Raw genomic sequence first — 18265 nt, 5'->3', positions numbered from 1 at the left:
GGGTATAATAAAAGTTTAGTTTAGTCAATTCCTACAAAAATGCCAGCCCAAAACCATCTCAATCCCAAACAAATAGAGAAACTACAGAAAGCTTTAAAAGAGGAAGAAAAGGCAAATGTCAGAGAAAGAATTCTGATTTTGTTATTGCTAAATGACGGTAAAACTCAATCTAAAATTGCTGATTTTTTGGGTTGCTCAGTAAACAAAGTATCTTATTGGTGTATAAAGGGAGACCCAGACAATCTAGAAAGTCTAATAGATGAAAGGATGAAGGGAAATCACAAAAAAGCCACAGATAAATATATAGAGATATTATTAGAAACTATTGAAAAAGATCCTCAAGAATTAGGATATGATTTTGGACGATGGACAGCGCAGAGATTAGCAACATACTTAGAGGAATCCACAGGAATAAACTTAAGTGGAGGACAAGTTCGGAGGATATTAAAGAAAAAAAAGTATGTTTACATCTGGGCTAAGTATAGCCTAGAGTCCAAGAGAAATCCTGAAAAAAGAACAGCGTTTAAAATAAAGATAGCCGAATATTTAAAAATAGAAAAAGAATCGCCCGAACGTTTACAGGTATGGTTTTGGGACGAGAGTGGATTTAGTTTAAGAGTCACCAGAAGAAAGAACAGGTGTAAAAAAGGCAGCCGAAAAAAGGTCCGAGGAGACCGGAGAAAAGGCAGAGTTAATGTAATGGGAGGAGTGAGAAATTCCGATAAAAAAAGGTGGGTAGAATTCCTCAAAAAAGGCAATTCATATAATTTTTATCAAGTGCTAAAACTGTTTTATGAAGAGCTAATTAATGAATGGGTATCAGCAGGTAATCAAGCCTCAGAATTTGCGAAAAAAGGAGCCAAAATAGTGATTATCCTTGATAATGCTAGTTTTCACAAGAAAGAAGAGTACCTGAAAATAATTGAAACAGAAATGCCTAACCTTCATTTAGAATTCCTCCCCGAATACAGCCCCGACTATAACTTAATTGAATTAGTATGGCATTCGGCAAAAGAATATATTGCCAATCGACTTTTTACATCTATTGAAGAGCTAGAGTATTTATTGCACCGCCTCTTAAATGAAGGGCAATTAATAATTAAATGGGGTCGGAAAATCAAAAATAAGGGTAATGCTTGTATCACAGTTTAAATGTGCAACAGCTTACACGGATTAATTATTGAGTGTGTGTCAATTCATGTAATGTCCGTTTGATTCGGACTTGTATGATGTTAAATTGTGTAGGGCCGGGTTCGCCTATATTTTTGATAATTATCGACAAATTATATAAACCAGCCCCGCCCATACTTAGAAACCGGGTTTTTTACCTTGGGTGCGGGCTACAACGCGTCTTTTTGTCAAAAAACCCGGTTTCTCGGTTCCCATGCGTGGAATTAAAAACTAAACTGCGTCCGCAAATTGCCCACAAAAATTGTCGGGTTGTTATCGAAATTGTTGGCATTGCCGATCGCATAAAATGCCGGCACGATCGAAATATGGTCGGTGAGAGGCAAATAATAAGTTGCCTCAATTTCGTACTGAGTGCCGCCATTCCCTCCGCCAGAAATCAGAAATCTCCGACCGCCAGTAAAGTCAAAAGGTACTAAATATGACACCGTAAGCAAAGCTCCTTCTTTGAACAAATCGGGAAATGCAAGTCCTAACTGATAAGATTGATTTTTGATCGTGCCGTCGGGTCGGTTAGTCTTGGGAAATATATTGGTTTCGGCGTAGCCGTAACGGCCGAAAAGACCAAAACCGCGAGTGACTGACCAATCGAAATTAAAACTATAAGTATTCGCAGTCGCATTCCCCAGGCGGCCACCAAAACCGTCATCTGCCACACCGTTTAATGGCTTGCTGTTAGGAGATCCAATTAAGCCGCCGATTTGCTGGATGTTGGAACGGCTGTACAAAAAGCGCAAATTAGTCCGATCGCTCGGACTGAATGTTAATTCTGCCGTAGTCGTATTTGTCCCACCAAACAAGCCTTGAGACGGATTGGAAGCGGAATTAAATACGGAAGTGGGCAAAAATTCCGTACTCTCGCCCAAGTAGCCAAAACGCAGTTTCAATGCGCGGCCGATATCCCACAAAACCAAAGCACCGGCACCGCGTCGGGTAGCGCTTAACAAAGGGCTGTTGTTAGAATTAAAGCTGCTGGCACCGTCTACGAAAAAGTTAAATTTATTGTTGTCAAAGTAGCGGTAAAAATTAATCCGCGGCCCGACTACTACTTGCAAGCTGTTGGTAAGCGGGAACCGATAGGAAAGTTCCCGCAGGATAACTTCATTAGGATTTCCTCCGGCAGTTTGATCAAGAAAAGGAGTGCCGAATGTATTGAAAAAACCCGTTGAAGTATACTGGTTGGCTGGGGAATTGCCGTTACCTACAGCTAGCTGTGTAATCAATTCGTCTTTCCCTGTAAAGGAAGTAGTGAGAGTCAACCAAACTAACTGACTGAAAGTGATTTCTGGATCGTCCACTCTCTGCACAATTGGTCTGTTGGTGACAGGATCGCGTCCGGCTACTCGATCGAGCGGAGCAGCATTTCCATTTGTTGCTTCAACTCGGACTCGATCGCCCGCAAAAGCTCCAGTCAGGTTAAACCAAGCAAATCCGTTGAGTTTAGTAGTAGTTGAAAATTGGTTTGCCTCCAATTCGGCAGTGCGGGCTTCTAAAGCATCTACTCGACCGCGCAATGTAGCTAATTCTGCCGCAAATTCTTCTTGCAATCTTTGCAAAGCGAGTAAATCTTCTCGGCTGACTAAATTACCAGTAGAACCGCCAATTTGTTTGGTAATTTGATCCAAGCAAGCGTTTAATCCGGCAGCAAATTCATACCGAGTCATTGCTCGATTGCCTCGGAATGTGCCGTCTGGATATCCCGCAATGCAGCCGTATCTTTCTACTAGGGATTGCAAGGCTTGAAAAGCCCAATCTGTCGGCCGCACGTCGGAGAGTTGGGAAACAGAGGTGACTTGTGCCGCGTCTTCTTGTATGCTGAGGTCATCAGCGGTGCCAGTCTCGCTGTTGATATCGGCAACTTTGCTGGCTTCAGCAACGTTTTGAGACTGAGGAGAGTTTGCAATTTCTAACTCCTGGGGGGGCAATTCGCGAATTGCCCCCGTTATTTCTGGGGCTGTTGTTGGGAGATCCTGTGTTGCTATATCTGTTTCGGGTAAAGCACGATCGACTGTTGCTATATCTTGTTTGGGTAAAGCACGATCGACTGCTGCATCTGTTTCGGGTAAAGCACGATTCACCCATGCTGCATCTGTGTCAGGTAAAGCACGATCGACTGTTGCTATATCTGTTTCGGGTAAAGGGCGATCGACTGTTGCTATATCTTGTTTGGGTAAAGGGCGATCAACTGTTGCTATCTCTGTTTCGGGTAAAGCGTGATTCACCCATGCTGCATCTGTGTCAGGTAAAGCGCGATCGACTGCTGACTTAGTCTCTGCGGTGATCGCCGCTAACTTCGGTATCTCAATCTTAACTGCTGCCTGCGCTGCGTCTGGGTTAGCCTCCGGGACTGCACTCGCTTCTAGCGCAACTTCTGGAGTTGAGGTATTCTGAATTTGAGCTGTTGCTGCGATCGGCCCCAAAGGCACTGCCGCACCAGAAATCAAGAAAGACAGCCAAAAAGCTTTAACGGAGGTTGAATTATTCACCATACCACTCACACCACTTGTTGAAAATTAAATTTGGCCAATGTTAACCGATAAGCTTGCTTATAAATGTAGTTGGTTTAACAAATTCTTATAAATAGTTAAAATTATTTTAGGAAGCGAGCGATTCCCAATCACTAATGACTGAAGACTACTGACTCCTGACTAATTCCCAAAATGAAGTTTTTATTAGTTACAGATTTAGACCACACGCTAGTCGGAGATGACGAAGCAACTCAACTTTTAAACCAGCGCTTGCAATCAAAGCGATCGCAAATTTGTTTGGTTTACGCTACCGGGCGTTCTCATGCTTCCACTTGCGAATTAATTGCCCAAAAGCAATTACTAGCACCGGACTATTTGATCGCAGGTGTAGGCAGCGAAATTTACCAAGACGGAACCCTCGATTTAGATTGGGCGGAGTATCTTTCTCAAGACTGGGATAAAATGGCGATCGCCTCTTTAGCACAGCAGTTTTCCCAGCTTAAACCCCAATCCCTAAAAGAACAAAATCCTTGGAAAATAAGTTATTGTCTGGAACCAGCAACAGAAAATAGTTCGACTCTCCAGACTTTGCAGCAAAAGTTAACTGAATCGCGACTACCAGCTCAAATCATTTTTAGCAGCAATCGCGATGTGGATATTTTACCGCAAACTAGCAATAAAGGCAATGCCCTTACTTATTTACAAAAGCGCCTACAAATTCCATCTGAGGCAACATTAGTTTGCGGTGATTCTGGCAATGATATCAATATGTTTGAACAGGATGTCCGGGGAGTAATCGTCGCTAATGCTCTGTCAGAACTCTTAGAATGGCATCGCGAATTTGGCACTGAAAATCATTATTTAGCAGGTTCTGCTTGCGCTTGGGGAATCATGGAAGGAATGGCATATTTTTGGGAATTTTGATTGCCAAAAATTCGGTTTGGTTTGTACTGAGGACTTCAGTCCTCATACAAATCAGAGCACTGAAGTCCTCAGTACAAACGCACCCGAAGCACCCCACGTCCTGCAAACCGTTAAAATCTGTTCACGAATCTCAACCGCGTATCGATCTAACCTGCGAGTTGCGATACTATCAGCCTGTACTGCTTTATCAAAGCTAATCGAACTTAACTTTAGTTAGCTCAAGCGAGTTGAAGTTTATTTCCTAGCCCTGTTGGTTAGTCGGCTATCCGCCGATCGCCAAAGGTTCTATAGTTAAGTTTAGCGCCTCAACCTAAATTACTCTCTCTAGAAAAACTGCTCTTTCTAGATCAAGAAGATGCCGGTTTAGGCAACTATTTGCCCCTTTAGTTCAGTTCGCGAACGCACCGCCAGATGGAACAAAATACTTTACCCGTAGAGGTGATTCTCTCTCACCCCCGCCAATATTTAGGTAGCATTCGGCTGGATTGGACGCCACAACCGGGGAACTATCTAGATTTAGAGGGACAAACCTACGCTGTTTTGGAACGCCACCACCGCTATCAACTCAAATCCGGCCGCTACCGACTGCAAAAAATTGCCCTGTACGTGCAGTCAGCCACACCGCCGACGGAAAGAACTTTTGTAAGCGGCATCTGGGTTATCGGAGATGCTAGCTGTCGCTTTAATGCTCGATCGGAAATTCTGCGCTGTGCTGTCAATCCCAATGGCCCGTGCGACGGCTGCGGCGATTACCAAAAGTGTTGATCGATCAAGTCAGTACACAATTCCACCTCGCCCAACCGAGAGTGCCGAGAATCTCGGCGTCTCCCTCATTTACAAAAAACTATCAAAACCCACTAGCAACCCTCGAACCGAATTTAACTTCTTCAGGCAGGGGGTAATCTATCTTCTGATAGCTGTGCAGCACGTCGCGAATGCCAGTATGAATCAAATTTTCTATGTGCAGCAACTGCTCAGAAGAACAGCGAACCTGAACTGTTTGGTTTGACACAGACTCGCCGGAGTCGATCGCAGTATATCTATTAGGAACTCGGCTGAGCACGTAAGCAATTAAATCCTGTCGCAATCCCGAAGGCGAAAAAGCTTGTTGGTAAGGGTGCTTCGGATAAGACTCCAAGATAATTTCTACTTCCTCTGTGACTACAGCTAAGGTAATATTGACAAGATTTTTCTGCATTTTCCCCGTCCCCAAACACTCGTTAACTAATATTTTTGTGGCCGTTCTCGATCTCGTCTGATTTCTCATGAATTTTAACCGGCTAATACCGCCAATCGTTCTTCGGTAATCACCAGCTCGAACTCGGAACTCACCTCTTCTATAACCCGCAGCACGTAGCAGGGAATCTTGTCCGATAAAATAGCAGTTGCCACCGCACCAGTGTGAATTTCTAAGACTGCTTCGGTAGCAGCTTCAAACATCAGTCGCTGTCCCGGAAACATCACTCTTTCAAAGTACCAATTAGGAATGTTCCCAATCCGAACCACCTGAACTAGGTTGGTAACATTTGCGTAATAGCACAGAATCTGGTTGTTACCTTTATAAGATAGCTGATCAGACATTTACAAAATCTCCACACTCTTTCAAAAACTTACTGAGACTTGGCTTTGCCTGTGAGTGGCAATTGCGAGTTTGGCTCTTGACAAAACGACCGACTTATTTTTGGTGTGTTATTCGAGAGCGCGAATCACATCTTCAGTTATTAAATTTTTTAGAATTGAGTTATCCTGCCAACACTTAGATGTCTGGTGCATAAACCCAGTTTTTCCCAGTTTAAAAAACCGGTTTTTGTGTATGCACTACCTAACCCCTGACTTATTTAGGTTGGTTGTTCTGTAGCACCAGTTAATCGAAAGTACCGTCACTTTCCCGAACTCTCCTGACAACAGGTTCGCTCTTTGGCATCGGAATGGTGCTGAGAGTGCGATCGACCTTCAGATCCAGAGCTTGGAGTAAACTTTATCTAAAAAATATGAGGAAATTATGAAGATCATCATTTTTTTTGATAAATATACTTTTGCCGAAGCAGAGATTACAAAAGTTAGGCAAAAACCTGGTTTTTTAGCAAAGAAGTTGGCTGCATCTGTGATCCTGGGTTAAAAAACCCGGTTTCTCAGGGAACTATGCGTAAATCTTGGATTAGCAGGCTGAAAGGAAGTTTTTTAGCAAAAAACTTGGCTGCATCTGTGATTCCGGGTTTAAAAAAACCCTTCTTGAGGCAAGTGTGCGTAACTTCTGGAGGAGTTATTCTGCCTGTAAATACGGTGATAGCCGATCGCCTTTGCGGGTAACAAAAAACCCCGACTCCCTGAGATCATCTCTATAACTTCTAGGGAATCAGAGTTTAAATTAACCAATCACCGATCCATCTCAAAGCTAAATCAAAAAAATGAGGAAATAATGAAAATACCCGGAAAAACTAGAACTTTCCTCGACGCATAAACCCGGTTTATTAACATAATTGCGTGATTTTCGCAAGAATCAGAGGAACGAGAAAGCGGATTTTTGATCGTCATCCGGCTTGAATGCCCTCTTGATTCTGCCGTCGGGCTGGGCCGACTTTGTTTGTCTAGTAGCGGTTTCAACTGCCGAGTTTGATATGCTATCTGCGATCGCATTTTACCCCAGTTTAAAGCAACGGTTCCCAACCCACAATTTCCGCCACTTGCTGTGCCAAACTCAAGGGATCGAAAGGCTTTGCAATCACCCCCGCTACCCCCAAATCAGCAAATTCGCTCAAATCCATCGCCTGCACCTTAGCCGTCAGGAAAATCACTGGAATCCCCCGAGTAGCCGCATTGTTTTGCAGCAAACCAAACAGAGTAAGTCCGTCCATATCCGGCATCATCACATCTAGCAGAATAGCGTCAGGGAGTTGAGTTTCAGCTAAAAGCAATCCTTGGCTGCCGTCGGGCGCGCTTAGTACAATCCAGCCGCCTAAATGTTCCAGACAAGCCTGAATCACGCTGCAGAGGTTTTTTTCATCATCAATGACCAGAATGCGCTTTGCTGACATAATTAAAACTCAAATTTTAAATTAATCATGGTAAACCGAAAAAGGACTTACGCACGCTGCCTTATCAACCGGGTTTCTTGAAAGATATAGCAAAAGGAAGAAGCAATAAAATTAAGAGTTTCAGCACTTCAAAACGTCCTAATCGTCGGGCGCGGTTGATAGATTTTGCCGCTCACCTAATTAAACCCTGAACAGAAAAATCGACCTATCAGCCTCCCAAAATCATCCTACCCGCGTGGGTTGCCAGGAACTTGAGCTTTCGCGATATCTTATCAAAGCAATCTCAAACCTCCAAACTTTTTCCCCCCTCGCCTTCCAACGGTGCAGGTACTGTGAAATAGAAACTGCAGCCTTGTGAGACAACACTTTCGACCCAAATTCTGCCGCCGTGCTGCTGTACTATGCTGCGACAGATAGCCAAACCCAAACCCGTACCTCCTTTTTGGCGGGAGTCAGAAGCATCGACCTGTTGAAACCGTCCAAAGATAGTTTCTAGTTTATCTCCAGGAATCCCCCGCCCTCGATCCTTGACTTCAAATAAAACCCGTGAAGCGTAGCTATCCCGTAGGGAATCGCCCAAATTTTCCACCCTGAGAGTTACTGTACTCCCTGGAGCCGAGAATTTAATCGCATTGCTCAACAAATTTACCAGCAGTTGAACGATTCTGTCGGGATCGGCCCAAATTTGGGCTTTTTCGGGCAAAATCGACAAATAAATGTTATTTTCCGCAGCCAAAGAAAGTACAGCTTCTGCCGACTTCCGCATCAAAACCTGGGCATCGCACCACTGCTTGACGAGGATAACTTGGCTCGAATCGAGCCGTTCTAAGTCTAGAATATCGTTGACCAAACGCACTAACCGTTCGGTATCGCTCGAAGCAATTTCTAACATCTGTTTGGCAGTTTCTGGTTTACTTTTCAGTACCCCAGCCGCCAACAAACCTAAAGAACCGCGAATGGAGGCAAGCGGCGTTCGCAGTTCGTGACTGACAATCGAAATAAACTCATTTTTCATTTTTTCAATTGCCAGACTTTCTGTGATATCTGTGACTGTGCCGACGTGACCAATTAGTTGAGCTTTGTCGGAAAAAATCGGAGCTGTTTTAAGCCGACAAAACCGGATGGTTCCGTCTCGCTGGATGTTGCGGAATTCGCAGGAAAATTCCCCATCTAGCGATTGCGATTGGGACCACTTAGACAGAAGTAGTTTAATGTCTTCGCGGTGAACAAACCGCATCCAGCGGTTTCCTAAAGCTGCTGCCGGTGCGAAGCCGCCAATTGCTTGACAGCGAGGATTTGTATAGGTACATTTCCCCTCAGTATCGATTTTGAAAATGCCGACGGGCGAACTTTCGCTCAGAGAGCGAAATAAAGCTTCGCTTTCCCGGAGTTCTGCTTGAGAGCTTTCTAGTTCTCGGGTTCGCTGCAAAACTCGCATTTCTAACTGTTCGTTGAGCTGTTGGAGGGCGGCTTCAGCAAGTTTGCGATCGCTAATATCCCGGTGCACTGATACCCAGTGGGTAAACTCACCATTTTTGTCCGCTATGGGCACAATGCTCATTTCTACCCAAAATTCCGTCCCGTCTTTGCGGTAATTGATCGAGTCAACCCGCAGCGGCTGCCAGGTTTTCAAAGCTGTCCGAATTCGATGGAGACTGGCGCGGTCTGTTTTTGCTCCTTGCAAGATGCGTGGCGTTTTGCCCACAACTTCTTCTAGCGTATAGCCCGTCATCCGCGTGAAAGCTGGGTTGACATAAATAATTCGCGGCCCCGGTTCCTCAATCGGTTCAGCTTCGGTAATTAACACGGCGTCGTTAGTGGTGGTGACTGCTGATTCCAACAGGCGCAACTCTAATTCTCTAGCTTTACGATCGGTAATTTCTGTAACTGTCCCCACCATCCGCACTGCATCGCCTGCTTCGTTGTAAAAAAACTTACCTTTTCCCTCAATCCAGTGAATGCTGCCGTCGGGCCAAACCACGCGGTTTTCGTGACAGTAATCTGTTCGCTGGGCGAGGGCCTGATTCCTAGCATTCTCCACACCTTTTAAATCTTCTGGGTGAATGCAAGCTGCAAAACTTTGATTGGTTCCGGCAAAAGTTCCCGGGGCCAACCCAAACAACTCTTCGTGTTCCCTCGACCAAACAATGCGATTTTTCTGTATGTCCCAGTCCCAAAATCCGATTTTGGTAGCCGACAAAGCTAAGCTAAGCTGCTGATTCGTTTTCCGCAACTCCATGCTAGTAATAGCAACTCGAAGTTCTCGGGCTATTTCGATTTCGCACCGCTGCCAAGGCAAAGATTTTAACCTCACAGTTTCTTGCCACAAGTCAAAGGAATTGCGAGGAGACAACGGCCGGCTACCATCCGGTTTAACTTCAATTTCCCCCTCTGGTTGACCGGCCCAGTTGACAGTTTGAATTGTTTCTGGACGGAACCACAAAATGTAATAATTTTGCATTTCGGACATGGCAAGTACCAGCAAACCGCTAGCAACTTCTTTAAACTTCTCGGATGGCGGATACAGTTTTGAAAGAGAATCTGTATGAAAAATATCATTATTTTTTTGAGTTTTTATCCAAGCAATTAAGCTTTCGATTTCTCCCAATTCCGGGGTTTTGCCGATGGTTGTTAAATTTTCATTGGCACACACAACTCCACCGGTAGCGCCCACTAAGGTCAGCAATTCATCTCCGGATTTAAGTATACCTTCTACAAACCAGGGTGATTGAGAAATTTTGGTGACAAATTTATGGCAATTTTCTTTTAAATAAATTGCATATTCCCAATTTTCGCTATCTTGTTTGTAGCTGAGTTCTAGATTCACAAACTTGGCTAGCAGTTCGCAAGCCTTTCTTGTTTCGTAGCTGACATACTTTCGTGTTGGGTGGTGACAGGCAATCAATCCCCAGAGTTTTTTATCTTTGATTAATGTCAGGGTCATGCTAGCACCAATGTTCATGTTCTTGAGATATTGAACATGGCAAGGGGAAACTGCTCTCAACAAAGAGAAGCCCAGATTCAAGGGGCGACCGGTCAGCGGATTGCAGTGAGGAATTAGTTCTACAGGCTGACAGTTAATATCGGGAATAAACCGAATTGAATTCATGTTGAACAGGTTTCTTGCCTGGGGGGGAATATCGCCCGCCGGATAGTGCAGTCCCAATAAAGGAGCCAAACTTTCTACTTTGTCTTCGGCGACAACTTCCCCCGCACCTGTGGCATCAAATTGATAGACGATCGCTCGATCGAAACCGATCATCCTCCGCACTTCTTCAACTGCTGTCTGATACAGCAGTTGCAGGTTTGGTGTTCTGTGGATTTTGTCGATCGGCTCTTGGACTAAATGATAAAAATTGAAAGAATCGCTAGGTTTTGGGGAAAAAGCCGACTCGAGTTCAAGAATTAATGCTGAACTAGATTGATGCAGCGTCCCCTGAAAAAAAGACTGGCGGTTTTGACTCTTGAATGATAATCTGATACCGTTAGATTGATGGCAGTTTTCAAATAAAGCTTTTTCTATAGCCTCAATTTCCTCAGTTTCGACAAATTCCTGTAAAAATTTGCCCAAAAGTTCTTCGGGATAAATGCCGAGATCCTCAAAAATATTGTTACTAACTTGCAAAATTTTCAAATCAGGAGATTTCAGCACTAAAAGGATGCCATGAGGTTGGATCGCAGCCGGGGCGTAAATTAGTTCGCCGTTGCTGCCATTGAGATTGTCTGTGTCTGAGGGCAATACCATTGCTTTCATCTGATTAATACTTCTCTAAATTAGTCTGTGTTCTTGATCGGCGGGCAAGCATCAATCAACAGCACCGCGTCGAAATCACACAATCTAACAATCCCAAGTCTTGGCTAAGGCTTCCTGATTTGTTTCGGACACGCACTGCATATTTGCTCCTAGTTATCTCATTAAAAAAAAAGAATACAACTGTAGGTACGTGATCGAAACCCATATCTCATCATTCATTCCCAGTTCTTCAATTCTTTAATTCTTTAATTTTTTAAATCTAAAATGGGATTAGCGCTGTGCCTGAGCCAGTCTGTTTCTGAGTTGAGTCCGCTCCAAACGATTGAGGAGGCGAGCAATTAATTCCGGTTTCACGATCGGCTTGTTCACGTAGTCGTCAGCACCTGCGACAAACATTTGGCGCACTATTTCCGATTCGGAATGAGCTGTCAAAAATAGCACGGGGAGCTTGCTCCAGCGCAAATCGTTGCGAACTGCCAAACACAGCTCGATACCGCTGTAACCGGGCATCTCGACATCTAAAATTAGCAAATCCGGACAAGTTGTTTCGAGTACCTCCCAGAACTTTTCTGGATCGTCCAATGTTGTTACTTGAAATCCCCAAGGTTTGAGAATCACTTCCAGTGCAGCCAATAGATGCACGTCATCGTCTACCACCATAACTTTAGCTTCAGCCGGACCAGTCTGGTCGAGTAGTTGGGCGACTGCTTTGAGTATATCTGCTGGGGGCATAGATTTGTGTAAAAAGCCCGAAGCTCCCAAACGAGCAACTTCTATTCGATCGCTCAATTGATTGTGCCCGCTAAAAACCATCACCGGAATTTCGGGCTTTTCACTGCGGAGTTCGGCTAAGAGAGAAAGTCCGTTTTCCTGAGATCTGGAAAATGTTAAATCCAGCAAAATCGCGTCGGGAGGCTGTTGAGAAATCGCATTTCTTGCCGCTTGCGGAGAGTTGGCAACTTCTATCTGGAAGTCGGAAGCCGATGCTACTGTTTTCAGTTGATCGCTCCCAAAAGTATCTTCATCAACAATCAGCATTCGGCGCTTTTGGGAAACCGCAGGAACCAAATCGCCTTCTGGTTCGGGCGACGGGCGATCGAATATTTGTTTGAGCTTATGCAGAAATCCCTCAATCTGCTGAGCCGTCTCCGGTTTCAAGATGTTTTCAGCCTTGAACAAATGTTCCATCTGGCGCGCAACTTCCGAACCTTTCGGCAGCCCTAACGTTCCCAAAGAACCGACTAATTTGTGAGCTTGAGACTGGGCTTCTTGGCGCAGTTCGCCCTCCAAGGCTCCGTTTTTCAGTTGAGCGATCGCGCGATCGAAGATCGCCACCTTTTCTATAAAATTAGCTTTTAAATTTTCCCGAATTTCAGCAACCACAGTCAGGACTTTAAGGCGGCGGTCGTCTTTGTTTAATTCCTGGCTCGACCCGCTGGATTCAGTAGATAAAGTCTCTTGAGTTTTAGCAATTTCTGCCCTTTCCTGCCCAACCTGTTGGCTCTCAATCTCCTCCGGCAGACTTTTGAGCCGATAGCCCAATCCGTACACGGTTTCCACTAAATCTACAGTCATCCCGGTTGCTTTCAGCTTCTGCCGCAGCCCCTTGATGTGAGCGGTAACGGCTTCTTCTTGAGGAAATTCGCCGGCCGACCAAATGCGATCGAGGATGGCGCTGCGACTGAAAATGCGCCGAGGATTTCTCAGGAAAAGTTCTAGCAAATTGTACTCTTTGGGAGTCAAGTGCAGCACTTTTTCGGCATAAGTTACTTCCGTAGTATCCGGGTTGACTTGCAGTTTTTCCCATGTCAAATTTGTACTCGACAAAGTTGCCTTACCCCGGCGCAGCAAAGCCCGAATTCGAGCGATTAATTCTTCGAGATTAAAGGGTTTGACCACATAATCGTCTGCACCCGCCTCTAAACCTTGGACTCGATCGTTGCTGCTATCTAGCGCTGTCAGCAGTAAAATCGGCATTTGGCAGCCGGACGATCGCAATTTTCGACACAAACTAATGCCGTCTAGTTTAGGAATCAGCACATCCAAGACAATCAGGTCGTAATCGTATGCCTGCACCAACTGCAACGCTGTTTCACCGTCGGCTGCCGCATTCACATTGTAATTGTGAGAGTTCAGCGCTTGAGTTAGTAAACTGACTGTAACTGTGTCATCTTCTACCAGCAGGATTTTCATAAACATCACCTGTCCTTCCAACTCTTCTTGGAACTTTTTATCGGTTTTTGGGGCTAATTAAATAGCCTTTTTACAACTGAATTTAAAAATTCCCCACCTTCAGTATAACAAATATTATTCTTGAAATAGTATAAAGGTCAATTATTATTGTGATTTTATTTGTTGTCCTCTCGTAATATTTCATTAGATCCTGGCTGGAATTTTATGGCTTTTTGGACTTCAGCGCCTGCTGAATTTTTTGAATCAAATATTGCGAGGAATCTTGCTGTTTAACTAAGTTTTCCAACTCGAAAACCGCGACTTCGGCGTGTTCTATCTCTTTAACTAAAGAATCAGCGGTAACACTTTTTATGACTCCCAAAGGTTCTTGGATAGCGGTCAATGAATTAAAATTTTTTTCCGCTATTAATTCTTCCAACTCTAACAAAGCCATTTCTGCGCGATCGATCTTGATAGTCACGGATTTAGCCACATTAGCACCCGCTCTTGCTGCCTCCGTGAGTTCGTGAACTCGAAGTTTAAACCGACTGGCAATTTGCTCCATTTGAGTCCCCAATTCAAACGTTTTACTTGCCAGTCTGCCAATTTCTAGACTCACTTTGCTCAGACCGCTGGGCTGACTTCCCATTTGATTGGTAACTACAGCCACCTGTACTGCTAAATGCCTGACTTGTTCGATCGCCTCCCGGATGGTTCGGGAAGTGCGGTTAACCGTTTCTAAATCATTAGCTATTGCTTTGCCAACGCCCAAAATTTTATCTGTATTGTTGCAAATAGAGTTAGCTCCTTGAAAAGTAGCTTGAAATGCTTGGCGACCTTCCGAGGAAATCAGTTTCGCAATCCTCACAAATCGCTGATTCATTTGAGCAATCTCTTCAGCTTGTTTGACCAGTGCCACTTGCTGGGAACTGGGATTGGTATGCAACTTTTCTGTTTGACGTTGTTGGATTTTCAAAAGCTCATTACATTCGTGAACCTTAGCCTGTTCTTGTTGAAGTAGTGCCAAATAGTTATGTCTTTCTATTCGATATTTTTGGATAAGTTTGTTAGCTTGAGATAAAAGTTTAGACTGGGCAATCACCAAAGTATGAACATCCAAAAGGCGGTGGCTCTGGTTTTCCATCACCACAATAATCGGTTCATAAATCAAGTCTTTGTGCCTGTTGAAAGACGCTTGCACGGCATCGTCAACTTTCCAGTTTTCCGAAAGCAGCAAAGGCGGAATTCTAATAAAATCTAACAAGGCTCGAATCGGGTGTGACCCGTAAAGCTCTACGCGATCGGGAAAACTCATTTGCTCTCGAAATTTGACGCGAGAAATCATGCCCAATACCTGTGATTCATGAGTAATAATGACTCCCGGCAGGTGGGGTTCTTGCTCAAATCTTTCAGCCACTACCTGTCCTGGAGTTGCAGCGCTCACTTGGAAGTCGTGACACGGCAGATGTCCGATCGTGAAATCGGGGGTGAGTTGAGTTGGATTGCTCATTTACCCGGATAGTGTTAAGTACAAGTTAACAAATTATATATTAATATTATACTGGAATAAGATTGTTGAAAGTAGTCAACGACCCAGCACGGAAGTGACTGGGCTTGGGGCCTAAAACTTCATTTTCAGTTGACCAGCCGGAGACCTTTGATGTCTAGGTTTTGTGAGTAATGACACCAAGCGGATGCGTAGCTAGTCCCCTGTTCTGTCGTTAAGGGTTAAACATTTTTATTTGGGTTAAGGACGTGCCATTAGCCGAATCAGCTCAGAAAACAAAGGCGCGTGCTAACTTCACCCCAGCAATGGGAGTGGAATTGCTGAGTTTCGATCAACAACCCGGTTCACAAACACGACCAGAAGCGATCGATTATATAGCCGTATCCCTTCCCCCCGTTTCCTCCTACTGCTTTCGCGCTCGTAAAGCGCTGAAGCGGGGGTCACTAGCCCAGAAGAAAGAGGACAACTATAGGGAGAAATTAGCTCTCTGACCCTGGGGCCTTCTATTACCTACTTTCTGACTACTGTCATCTCAACTTGTTGGATCGGCCGCGTCTGTTGTGCCCCAGGTTCCGTCCTCACAACAGGGGCATTCAAATTTTGTTCTTTAACTGTCAACCGGGAAAATATTTAGATTGAAACCAAAAACCTTAAATCGGACTTTGCCGCTAGCAACCTTTGAGGCTGCTTACCATTTGTTACAGCAAATGGCTGAAATCCCAGGGGCGATTTGGCTGACCGACGAGGCGATCGCTGATTGTCAAAATCTGGAAAATTCGTCGGAAAGGTTTGCAGCAGTGGTATCAGAGCATTTTAGTGCGCTGCTGCGGGGCAATCTATTAGATGAGTTCGCAGCAAACGGACACAAGCACAGCGAAAAAAATCTCCATTCGCAATTGAATGTACAGTTGACTTTCGATCCCGGGGCGATCGCCAATTTCCTGTCTCCCCTCGCAGACAAACTCGCAAAAATAACGCCCGCACCCTCGTGGAAAATTGACATTCGCGCCCTCAAACAAGCAATTAAAAATATACAGCCAAACTCGGCAGTTGTTCAAAGCGAATTCACCCTAAATTTGCTGGATATTCTCGCTTCAGATGCCACAAAAAACTGTCACCCGCCCCTACACAACCAAACAGAAATAGAACCCAATTCCGCGCCCAAAGTGATAGCTCCAGAAACGCTACAGATCCAGATTGCTGAAGCCGTCAATCAATTACAAATTGCCAGTCCCTGCATTTCATTTTGTCAGCCAGTGGAAGATGCTTTGCAGCAGCAGCTCGAACAAGAGCGACTTTTGAATCAAGTGACAACTCAAATCCGCCAGAGTTTGGAATTGCCTGTAATTTTGTCAAAAGCAGTCGAGCGAGTGCGAGAGTTTTTGGAGGTCGATCGCCTGTTAATTTATCAATTTGAAAAAGTGCCAGTATCGCATAATGGCGAGTTAGCTAAAGAAATACCTGCGGCGGTTTCGGGGTCGGGCAAAATCAAAGACAATTCCGGTTCTTACTTGTATTTAGGTCGTGTCACCTACGAAGCTTTAGCTAACGATACTATCTCGTCTGTACTGAATTTTAGTGAAGGCGCGCAGTGTTTTACCAATGGAGTAATTGACAGAGAGAAATATCGCAAAGGTTTGGCTTTGGGCGTGGCGGATGTGGAAATAACTTACTCTTCGCAGCCCTGTTTTTTAGACTTGATGCGACGGGCGAAGGTGCGGGCGAAGTTGCTAGTGCCGATCGTAGTTCAAGACGAGTTGTGGGGACTGCTAATTGCCCACCAGTGTACTTTTCGGGAGTGGGAAGAAAGCAAAAAAACATTTTTGCGACACATAGCAGAACATTTGGCGATCGCCATTTACCAAGCCGAACTTTATGCACAAGTCCAGCAGCAAAAGCGCACCTCAGAACAGCGCGTAATAGAGCGCACGCGAGAACTGCGCGATGCACTGGTTGCCGCCCAGTCTGCCAGCCTCGCCAAGAGCGAATTTTTGGCAGCTATGAGCCACGAATTGCGGACTCCTCTCACTTGCGTCATCGGCATTTCCGACACGCTGCTGCGGTGGTCTTACGGCAAAGTTGGCAGTAAAGAAGTGCCAGTGCAAAAGCAGCGGCAGTACCTGCAAACTATCCGAGACAGCGGCGACCACTTATTAGAATTAATTAACGATATTTTAGATTTATCGCAAGTAGAAGCGGGAAAAGCAGTATTAAAAATTAGTGAATTTTCACTTTCTAAATTAGCTTCTCAGAGCCTGCACGCCCTTAAAGAAAAAGCTACGGCTAAAGGCGTGGAACTGGTGCAAGAACAGCGGATCAAACAAGAGTGCGATCGCTTCATCGCTGACCCGCGCCGCTTGAGACAAATTCTCTTCAATCTTTTAGGAAATGCTATTAAGTTTACTCCCAAAGGCGGGCGAGTCATCCTGCGAGTTTGGGTGACAGAAGATAAAAATCGAACGCCGGCAGTGCGGCAGCCCGGTACTGCACCTGCTGGCAGTACCGCTGTTTTTCAAATCAAAGATACTGGGATTGGAATTCCCGAAAATCAGCGATCGCTTTTGTTTCAAAAATTCCAGCAGTTGGATTCCCCCTACCGCCGCGAATACGGTGGCACCGGTCTGGGATTAGCTTTAACTAAACAGTTAGTAGAGCTTCACGGCGGCGCGATCGAAGTCAACTCTACAGTTGATGTCGGCTCTACTTTTACCGTTTTTATACCCATCCAAACTAAAAGCAAAGATGAATCCACAAAATTCACATATGAAAAATCGAATTCATCTTTACCGCTGCATTCTTCCTCTTTGCGGGGCAGCCTCGTGCTCGTCGAAGAAGATGAAGAAACTGCCATGCTGATTTGCGATATCCTGACAGTCGCAGGACTGCAAGTGGTGTGGATGATTGAAGGTTCGGCGGCGGTGGGACAAATTGAACTTTTGCAGCCGAATGCTGTGATTGTCGATATGCGTTTGCCCGGTATGAATGGCTGCGAAATAATTCACCAACTGCGTCAAAAACCCGCGACTGAAAATATAAAAATTCTGGCTTTAAGCGCTAAGGAGATTCCCGCCGATGAGATATCTTCCGTGACGGCTGGAGCTAACGATTGTTTGGCTAAACCGATTCACCCTGAGCAATTGCTGGACAAAATTATTTCTTTAATGGCCGGGATTGGTAATGGGTAATAACAAAGCAAAAAAATCGCCAATTGCCAATT

General features: G+C 44.8%; 12 protein-coding genes. 5 read left to right on the top strand and 7 right to left on the bottom strand.

What is annotated here, in order from left to right; genetic code table 11:
- Positions 1 to 39 precede the first annotated feature (39 nt).
- On the top strand, positions 40 to 1152 hold the full coding sequence (locus tag QUA70_RS02790; protein WP_333344373.1) for an IS630 family transposase: 1113 nt from the start codon (positions 40 to 42) through the stop codon (positions 1150 to 1152).
- A 242-nt stretch (positions 1153 to 1394) separates the two neighbouring features.
- On the opposite strand, the gene QUA70_RS02785 is transcribed toward QUA70_RS02790, so the two are convergent.
- Positions 1395 to 3677, bottom strand: coding sequence for an iron uptake porin (locus QUA70_RS02785; RefSeq protein ID WP_333344376.1), 2283 nt, complete (start codon positions 3675 to 3677; stop codon positions 1395 to 1397).
- 171 nt (positions 3678 to 3848) lie between these two features.
- Here QUA70_RS02785 and QUA70_RS02780 point away from each other — a divergent pair, with 171 nt between their 5' ends.
- Entirely contained in the window at positions 3849 to 4580 is a 732-nt protein-coding gene (locus tag QUA70_RS02780; RefSeq protein WP_333344378.1) for a sucrose-phosphate phosphatase, read from the top strand.
- Positions 4581 to 4991: 411 nt separating this feature from the next.
- Positions 4992 to 5345 carry a DUF6464 family protein gene (locus QUA70_RS02775; protein ID WP_333334313.1) on the top strand — a complete coding sequence of 118 codons (354 nt, stop codon included), beginning with the start codon at positions 4992 to 4994 and terminating at the stop codon, positions 5343 to 5345.
- An 82-nt stretch (positions 5346 to 5427) separates the two neighbouring features.
- On the opposite strand, the gene QUA70_RS02770 is transcribed toward QUA70_RS02775, so the two are convergent.
- Positions 5428 to 5847: a late competence development ComFB family protein gene (locus tag QUA70_RS02770; protein WP_333410299.1), complete on the bottom strand. Its 420-nt coding sequence runs from the start codon at positions 5845 to 5847 to the stop codon at positions 5428 to 5430.
- A 5-nt stretch (positions 5848 to 5852) separates the two neighbouring features.
- Positions 5853 to 6161, bottom strand: coding sequence for a DUF1830 domain-containing protein (locus QUA70_RS02765; protein ID WP_333330593.1), 309 nt, complete (start codon positions 6159 to 6161; stop codon positions 5853 to 5855).
- Between the two features lie 561 nt (positions 6162 to 6722).
- Here QUA70_RS02765 and QUA70_RS02760 point away from each other — a divergent pair.
- Complete coding sequence (locus QUA70_RS02760) at positions 6723 to 6890, top strand: hypothetical protein (RefSeq protein ID WP_333330590.1); 168 nt, start codon at positions 6723 to 6725, stop codon at positions 6888 to 6890.
- Positions 6891 to 7228: 338 nt separating this feature from the next.
- Here QUA70_RS02760 and QUA70_RS02755 read toward each other — a convergent pair whose 3' ends face one another.
- The 4 genes from QUA70_RS02755 to QUA70_RS02740 all read right to left on the bottom strand — a co-directional run bounded on the left by QUA70_RS02755 (position 7229) and on the right by QUA70_RS02740 (position 15051).
- A complete protein-coding gene (locus tag QUA70_RS02755) occupies positions 7229 to 7615 on the bottom strand; it encodes a response regulator (RefSeq protein WP_333330587.1) in 387 nt (128 codons plus the stop codon).
- A gap of 283 nt (positions 7616 to 7898) precedes the next feature.
- Positions 7899 to 11369, bottom strand: coding sequence for a PAS domain S-box protein (locus QUA70_RS02750; protein WP_333344381.1), 3471 nt, complete (start codon positions 11367 to 11369; stop codon positions 7899 to 7901).
- Positions 11370 to 11639: 270 nt separating this feature from the next.
- Complete coding sequence (locus tag QUA70_RS02745; protein ID WP_333344383.1) at positions 11640 to 13562, bottom strand: response regulator; 1923 nt, start codon at positions 13560 to 13562, stop codon at positions 11640 to 11642.
- A gap of 202 nt (positions 13563 to 13764) precedes the next feature.
- Positions 13765 to 15051, bottom strand: a complete 1287-nt coding sequence (locus tag QUA70_RS02740; RefSeq protein ID WP_333344385.1) for a chemotaxis protein — start codon at positions 15049 to 15051, stop codon at positions 13765 to 13767.
- A 632-nt stretch (positions 15052 to 15683) separates the two neighbouring features.
- Here QUA70_RS02740 and QUA70_RS02735 point away from each other — a divergent pair.
- Positions 15684 to 18233: an ATP-binding protein gene (locus QUA70_RS02735; RefSeq protein ID WP_333344387.1), complete on the top strand. Its 2550-nt coding sequence runs from the start codon at positions 15684 to 15686 to the stop codon at positions 18231 to 18233.
- Positions 18234 to 18265: the final 32 nt, after the last annotated feature.

Origin of the sequence: Microcoleus sp. LAD1_D5 (assembly GCF_036702115.1) — a bacterium.
In the GTDB taxonomy this organism is placed as follows: Bacteria; Cyanobacteriota; Cyanobacteriia; order Cyanobacteriales; family Microcoleaceae; genus Microcoleus.
Note: the sequence above shows the minus strand (reverse complement) of the source record. Positions and strands in the feature narration are given on the sequence as shown.

Bases quoted from the DNA above. Each gene is read 5' to 3' on its own strand.
- QUA70_RS02790 (WP_333344373.1), top strand. From the start codon at position 40: ATGCCAGCCCAAAACCATCTCAATCCCAAACAAATAGAGAAACTACAG.
- QUA70_RS02785 (WP_333344376.1), bottom strand. From the start codon at position 3,677: ATGGTGAATAATTCAACCTCCGTTAAAGCTTTTTGGCTGTCTTTCTTG.
- QUA70_RS02780 (WP_333344378.1), top strand. From the start codon at position 3,849: ATGAAGTTTTTATTAGTTACAGATTTAGACCACACGCTAGTCGGAGAT.
- QUA70_RS02775 (WP_333334313.1), top strand. From the start codon at position 4,992: ATGGAACAAAATACTTTACCCGTAGAGGTGATTCTCTCTCACCCCCGC.
- QUA70_RS02770 (WP_333410299.1), bottom strand. From the start codon at position 5,847: ATGAGAAATCAGACGAGATCGAGAACGGCCACAAAAATATTAGTTAAC.
- QUA70_RS02765 (WP_333330593.1), bottom strand. From the start codon at position 6,161: ATGTCTGATCAGCTATCTTATAAAGGTAACAACCAGATTCTGTGCTAT.
- QUA70_RS02760 (WP_333330590.1), top strand. From the start codon at position 6,723: ATGCGTAAATCTTGGATTAGCAGGCTGAAAGGAAGTTTTTTAGCAAAA.
- QUA70_RS02755 (WP_333330587.1), bottom strand. From the start codon at position 7,615: ATGTCAGCAAAGCGCATTCTGGTCATTGATGATGAAAAAAACCTCTGC.
- QUA70_RS02750 (WP_333344381.1), bottom strand. From the start codon at position 11,369: ATGAAAGCAATGGTATTGCCCTCAGACACAGACAATCTCAATGGCAGC.
- QUA70_RS02745 (WP_333344383.1), bottom strand. From the start codon at position 13,562: ATGAAAATCCTGCTGGTAGAAGATGACACAGTTACAGTCAGTTTACTA.
- QUA70_RS02740 (WP_333344385.1), bottom strand. From the start codon at position 15,051: ATGAGCAATCCAACTCAACTCACCCCCGATTTCACGATCGGACATCTG.